General features: G+C 42.1%; 6 protein-coding genes. 3 read left to right on the top strand and 3 right to left on the bottom strand.

Annotated elements, in window-relative coordinates; translation table 11 throughout:
- Positions 1-265: 265 nt before the first annotated feature.
- From HWQ42_RS32195 to HWQ42_RS32185, 3 genes are all read right to left on the bottom strand, one after another.
- A complete protein-coding gene (locus HWQ42_RS32195) occupies positions 266-940 on the bottom strand; it encodes a DUF2834 domain-containing protein (RefSeq protein WP_292819316.1) in 675 nt (224 codons plus the stop codon).
- 97 nt (positions 941-1037) lie between these two features.
- Positions 1038-2189 (bottom strand): heat-inducible transcriptional repressor HrcA, encoded by a 1152-nt coding sequence (gene hrcA / locus HWQ42_RS32190; RefSeq protein WP_292819313.1) that lies wholly within the window; start codon positions 2187-2189, stop codon positions 1038-1040.
- Between the two features lie 468 nt (positions 2190-2657).
- Positions 2658-2990: a rhodanese-like domain-containing protein gene (locus tag HWQ42_RS32185; RefSeq protein WP_292733666.1), complete on the bottom strand. Its 333-nt coding sequence runs from the start codon at positions 2988-2990 to the stop codon at positions 2658-2660.
- A 158-nt stretch (positions 2991-3148) separates the two neighbouring features.
- Here HWQ42_RS32185 and HWQ42_RS32180 point away from each other — a divergent pair, with 158 nt between their 5' ends.
- The 3 genes from HWQ42_RS32180 to cysE all read left to right on the top strand — a co-directional run bounded on the left by HWQ42_RS32180 (position 3149) and on the right by cysE (position 6600).
- Complete coding sequence (locus HWQ42_RS32180) at positions 3149-4810, top strand: DUF3352 domain-containing protein (RefSeq protein ID WP_292819310.1); 1662 nt, start codon at positions 3149-3151, stop codon at positions 4808-4810.
- A gap of 323 nt (positions 4811-5133) precedes the next feature.
- Positions 5134-5625 carry a hypothetical protein gene (locus HWQ42_RS32175; RefSeq protein ID WP_292733683.1) on the top strand — a complete coding sequence of 164 codons (492 nt, stop codon included), beginning with the start codon at positions 5134-5136 and terminating at the stop codon, positions 5623-5625.
- 210 nt (positions 5626-5835) lie between these two features.
- On the top strand, positions 5836-6600 hold the full coding sequence (gene cysE / locus HWQ42_RS32170) for a serine O-acetyltransferase (protein WP_292733685.1): 765 nt from the start codon (positions 5836-5838) through the stop codon (positions 6598-6600).
- Positions 6601-6681: the final 81 nt, after the last annotated feature.

The following is a 6681-nucleotide window of genomic DNA, read 5'->3' as shown; positions in this document are numbered from 1 at the left end:
ATCCCATACGTTGGCGCTTTCGCGACGTTGTAAGGTTGCTGTCATTGTTTTATAAATGCGATTATTTGCAGATGAATTAGGTAGGTTTGACTACCTGTTACACATCTTAAAGAATTTATTGCGTTTTGTAAAGTACTTTTAGAAAAAACTTTCTCTTGGGATTTACGCACCCACAGAAAATCCCCAAACCTTTGAAAAAGCGGGGACTTTAGTGATATCACTTTGGATTTGAGATTTTTGGATTGTGAAAAATGCACTTTATTCTTCAATTCGTTGCTGGCTGCTTGGATATGGACTCTATACCCACTTCTTGTAAAGGTGGACGCACAGATAAATAAATCAATGGACCGAATAGCGGTATCAAGGCTATTAACCAGAACAACTGCGGATTTTTCCAACCGCGACGCACCATATCATCCCCTAGCAATGTGGGAAATAATAGGGAGAGTAAGCAGAAATCTATGCTCATTACATTGATGAAGCGGTTAGTCTGCCACTCTTGCACAAAACTGCTCCAATCTCCTCCTGTTAAACCGTAGGCAACTAAAATAACTGTGGCTACCGTTAACACAAAACCAGTCACACGAGAGTCTAGTAGCTTGAGTAAGGTATTCTTTTGACCGAGAAACTGATTATTTGGTTCTCTAAAAGCTAAGTACGGCAACAAGGCAAAAGCACCAACTGCGAAAGAAGCAGTACAAAACAGCCAAGCAGGTATTTTTTGTCCTCTACCATCAATAAAGACTACTGCGCTGTAAATAAGAGGCCAGATGCCCATGAGGTTGAATAGTGCTATGACTAACGGGTTAACGCCTTGCCACTGGCCAATAGAAAGGTTTTTAATTAATTCGAATGTACCGAGTTGATCGGGAGGCGCGAGGAAAAAAGCATAAACCACAAATCCCAGCCACAGCAAGCTAAAGACAATTTTTCTAACCATGAAAGATTTTGATAGATAGTATTAATTATTGATTTTGCCGCTATAAATATCCGCTTACACCTGTAGTAGTTTATCCCTAAATATCATTTGATACGATTTAAGGATTGAAATAACTGAAAGCTTCTGAGAGGTAATCAGCAGCAGATGCTACTACTGCGATCGCACTTTCATAATCTAGGCGCGTTGGCCCTAAAACTCCCACACTTCCTACAGGTACTGAACCTCGGCGATAGTTAGAAGAAATCAAGGTGCAGGTACGTATCGGTTCTAATGGATTTTCTGCACCAATGCGAACTGTTACCTTTGGTTTTCCACCATCCTCTGGTTCTGGTTCTTCAAATATTAATCGCCACAGTTGGTCTTGTTCTTCTTCCAACAGGTGGATAATTGTTTGTACCTGCTGTAACTGAGAAAATTCTGGCTGGCGCAAAACTTCTGACACACCCCGAACCATAATTTGGGTTGCATTCGGTGCAAGAGTCCGACGAGTCAATTCGGCAACTGAGTTTTTCAAAAATTCCCCGTAGCGTTGGAACTCCTGATCTAGTTCGCTCCAGTTGAGGTAGGCTAATTCCAACAGACTTCGCCCCCGCAAGTGACTATTCAAAAAGTTAGAAACAATCTGCAACTCGCGATCGATGACTTCTGAATCTCGTTGGGTTTCTTCTGGTATTGGCGACAAATCCATCAATTTGGAATGCGTCTCATAACCATCAGTTACGACAATCAGCATGATCCGTCCGGCTTCAATTTGCACTAATTGCAGATGTCGCAATAATGCTGTGGTCGTTTGCGGCAAAGTGATCAAGCTAATACAACCACTTAAGGTTGCTAAAATCTGCGCGGCTCCTTGCAATAGGGTTTCTAAACTCCGATCTTCCCACTGGAGATGCTTTTGCAGTGCCAACTCTACTTCTCGCCCTAAACTTTCCGTACCACTTTGTGGAAGCAAGCTACGCGTAGCGTCTGTCTGCGACACGCTGCGCGAACGCAGAGAAGGTGTAATTAACTGGTCAACATAAATGCGATAGCCTGAATCTGAAGGTACACGTCCAGCAGAAGCGTGTGGTTGGTAGAGTAATCCAGACTTTTCTAAAACGCCCATCACATTGCGAATTGTCGCCGAGCTGACACCCAGATCGTACTCCTCAACCAAAGCCTTTGAACCAACTGGCTCTGCCGTAGCAATGTAGTGACGTACCGTTGCCCAAAGTATATGCTGTTGTCGATTTGTTAACTGAACTTCCATTATGGTATGTTTTGCTGAAGGCAAATTTTAATCAAACTCTCAAGAAATTTGTGGATTTAATCGAAAACAGAAAATATTAATAATTTATTAAGGTATCAAATTATATAACTATATTATGATAAGTATTTTTAAAGTTTATGTACAAAGCATTTTTTTAAGATTAGGGTTGAAATAGTAGCTCAATTTTTTTGCAAAAGCTGCTAGTTATAATGTACCCTTCCGATGCTTTTTTCTAACCGTACTTTTGCATAATTTTATGCTTACAACAGTATTATTAGATACGTATTCTCTTCAGAGGCTACTACCGAACTGTAATTTAGAGCAATCCAACATTTTTGTGCAGATGTACTTGATGCCCAAATTTTAAACTTTCCCGGCAAGCCTCTAAATTGATGTACTTCTATCTTTAGCATAGCAAAAGTCAGATGGAAGAGTAAGTTCCATCTGAATGATGTATCCGAGCAAAAGCTAATACTGGGGAATTGAAGGGTCTACTAATTGGGAATAGGCATCAATACCACCCGAAATATTTTGCACATTTGTAAAACCTTGAGCAATCAACCACTGGCACATTTGGGCAGAGCGGATGCCGTGGTGGCATAACACCAAGGTTTCGGCTTGGGGATTGAAGAGGGTAGGTACTTGATCTCCCCATTCGGTAAATTGACTTAAAGGTAGGTTGACAAAGCCCTCAATGCTAGCGATCGCCAATTCTTGTGGTTCACGCACATCTACTAGCTGAATACTTGCATCACTAGAAGAAAGACGTTGCGCCAGTTCTTCTACACTAATTTGGTTCATGGGTTGAGTAAAAGAATTCCCTATAAACAGTCCTAATCCTATTCATGGTGGCAGAAAATCTCTGCCTTTGCATGAGTATCCATTCTCAAGAGGGTTGATTAATTCTGCTAGGCTTTCTGCTTAAATGGCTGTAAACCGTCTTTTTTAATAGGTTTAATGTGAATAGGCAACGTTCATTTATCGGTTTTATCGCAGCTGGGGCGATCGCCCTGCTAGTAATTGCGATCGCAGGCTTTTACTGGTTTTTCGCTAAAAGTCCGGCTGGCCTCATTGCTTCTACCTCTGGGCCTGGTGCAGCCATATTCGTGTCGAAACTGTCCCCTGCAATGGTTTCATTATTGACCAATCCTGACCGTTTGCAGGCGTTGGAGCGCGAAGAGGAATTATCTAAACTCAAAACCAGTTTATTTGCCAAGAGTGGCATAGATTACAAACAAGACATTCAACCCTGGTTAGGGGACGAAATTACATTAGCGATCACCACCTTAGATATCGATCGCGATCCAGAAAACGGACAACAGCCAGGGTATTTGTTGGCACTAGCAACCAAGCAACCGGAGAAAAGCCGCGAGTTTGTCGAATTGTTGTTTTCTAAACGAGCGTTAGCCGGAGCAACCTTAGCTGTTGAACAATATAAAGGTGTAAAACTGATTTCTGACAATTCTCAACCAGAACAAGACTTGCTTGCTGGTGCTGTTGTCGGTGAAGGCTTCGTCTTATTTGCCAACAATCCGAAAGTACTACGAGATGCTATCAACAACGTCCAAGCGCCCGATCTGAATTTGACTAGCTCTCCCGAATACCAAAAAGCCATCAGAGAACAAATCAAAGGAGGTTTAGCTGTAGCATTCTTGAATCTTCCCATCGTGGCAAAATGGCAAGGCTTAGAGTTACCAGAAAAACTTTATAACAGTCAAATCATATCCTTGGTGTTGAATCCCAAAGGATTGCTGGCAGAAACCACCTTTTTGACTTCATCGGAAATTGTCCCTCCATCAGCACCGTTATCTAAACCTGTGGAAGCATTGCAGTATGTTCCAGCATCCGCAGGTTTAGCAATTTCCGGCTCAAATTTGAGTAATTTGGGTGATAGTGATTTAGCCAAACTCTGGAAACAAGCAACAGCTACCATATATGGTTCTGGGGAAGATGTGGTTTCTCGTTTAGCAAAACCTTTGGCGGATGTTCAAAAACGCTGGGGTATAAACTTACCAGAGGATGTTTTTAGCTGGGTACAAGGAGAATATGCCATAGCATTGTTACCTGCGAAAGAGCAAACAACCCCTCATTGGATTTTTGTAGTAGAAAAATCCGAGAGTGTGGAAAAAGGTATTGCTCGATTAGATGCGATCGCCTCATCAAATGGACTCAGTATTAATCCCCTAACTCTGTCCAAGCAAAGATTTTTTGCTTGGACAGAGTTAACTAAGGCTACAAAAAAAAGTGATGTTAAAGAGGGAACATCCTTCAGTATTGAAACAAAAGTGTTGGGATTACATACAAACTTAGGAAATTACGAAATTTTCACCTCTGACTTAGAAACGATGGATGAAATCCTCACATCCAAGGATAATTCCTTAATTGACAATCCCAATTTCAAAGATAGTATTGCTGCAATTCCCCTACCAAACCAAGGCTATATATATCTTGACTGGACAAAGAGCCAGAATTTGCTAGAGCGTCAAGTGCCTGTTCTCAAGTTAGTGGAAGTTTTAGGGAAACCGTTTTTTAATAATCTGCGATCGCTCACAGTTAGTAGTTATGGAACTGACACGCGATCGCTTAAAGGAGGCGTTTTCTTCAAACTCCATAATTCGTGAGATTTTCATAGAAGCTCAGGTGCAAAAGGTAAAGGGAAAAAATTCTTTTCCCTTTACCTTCTGTACTTTCTTGCCTCATCACATTTACGTAGATTTTATGTAATATTTGCTAGTTAATAGTTTGATTACCAAAATTCCTCACTCGGATGCGATTTTATGCTGCTGTCGAGATCCAGAAATAACCTAGCAATTAGCTGTCCACTTTCCAAAACATTAACTGTGGCACATTTGAATGTGGCACACCCAACTGAAATTTCACTGGATTTTTTTCACTAGAATATGTATATATCATCACTAATTTAAAAGCCTGTTGGAGGGCTACTATGAAATACCGTCGCCCCCGACTTCAGTTTAGAAGCAGTTGGCTGTTGGCTATACTTACCGCCATCACAGCTACCCCTGCAATAGCACAGACAGCGAACTTTGACACTTTGCATTTATCAACAAACTTTGATTCAGCACAAGGAACAGTGCAGGGTTTTACAGGTGGTTCTTACTCTTTGTCTGCTATCAGTAACCGCGATCGCGATCAAAAAGCCTGTATTGGCTTTGCCGATCCCCAACCAGATCACATTATGGTTTTGGAAAAAGACTTTTCCCAGCTAACAATACAAGTTGATAGCAACAACAACGACACCACTTTAATCATCCAAGGCCCAGATAAAACAACAATTCGTTGCGGCGATGATACTGGTAAAAGTAAAGATGCTAGCGTTAGCGATCGCAACTGGAAAAAGGGCAACTATCGGATTTGGGTAGGTACATTTAATCCTGGAGTCAAGCGTGATTATACTCTGAAAGTGGAGCAGCAGTGAATTGGGGAGTAGAGAATGTGGAGATGAGGGGGACAAGGGGGACAAGGAGGAATATATTGAAAATCTCTCCTTTGTCTCCCCCTTCTTCCTTGTCTCCTTTGTCTCTTCTCCATGCCCAATGCCCAATGCCCCATTCCCAATTTTTAGGTGTAACACCTGAGAGGATAATATGGGAGAGTAGCTTGTTGTGCTTTCCGAGGGTGCTATCTCGTGCTATCTATACTGCGTGCTGACTTTCGTATCATATTTGAACGTGACCCAGCTGCCCGTAACTGGTTGGAAGTTTTATTTTGTTACCCTGGTTTGCAAGCCCTGTTATTCCATAGGCTGGCTCACTGGCTGTATAGTGTTGGTCTTCCCTTTATTCCGCGCCTGATTTCTCACTTGGCTCGGTTTTTGACTGGAATTGAAATCCACCCTGGTGCAACAATTGGGCAAAGTGTGTTTATTGACCACGGGATGGGTGTAGTAATTGGTGAAACTGCGATCGTGGGAGACTATGCTCTAATTTATCAAGGTGTCACCCTTGGGGGTACTGGTAAAGAATGTGGTAAGCGCCATCCTACTGTGGGTGAAAACGTCGTAGTCGGAGCAGGAGCGAAGGTACTGGGCAATATCCAAATTGGCAATAATGTCCGTATTGGTGCTGGTTCTGTTGTTTTAAGAGATGTGCCTTCAGACTGTACTGTGGTAGGTGTGCCTGGGCGCATTATGTATCGTTCTGGAGTTCGGGTTTCACCTCTTGAACACAATAACTTACCAGATTCAGAAGCTCAAGTAATTCGTGCTTTAGTAGACCGCATTGAGGCGTTGGAAGAACAAATAAAAACTCTTCAGCGCACCAATTCTTCAGAAAAAACTCCTGTTTTAGTGGGTTGTTTAGCAGCGAAAGAGGATGAGCTAATCCACGATAGTCGCTGGTGCAACCTCAAGGATAAGACTATCCAGGAATTTCTAGATGGTGCTGGCATTTAAAAAGTGAGAAGTTAAGAGTGAGGGCTGAGGAATAAAAATCATAAATGCAGGTTTGCAGTTTCCAACTCCTAACTCCTGTAG

It is taken from the genome of Nostoc sp. JL23, assembly GCF_017115065.1.
GTDB classification, from domain to species: Bacteria; Cyanobacteriota; Cyanobacteriia; order Cyanobacteriales; family Nostocaceae; genus Nostoc; species Nostoc punctiforme_A.
Note: the sequence above shows the minus strand (reverse complement) of the source record. Positions and strands in the feature narration are given on the sequence as shown.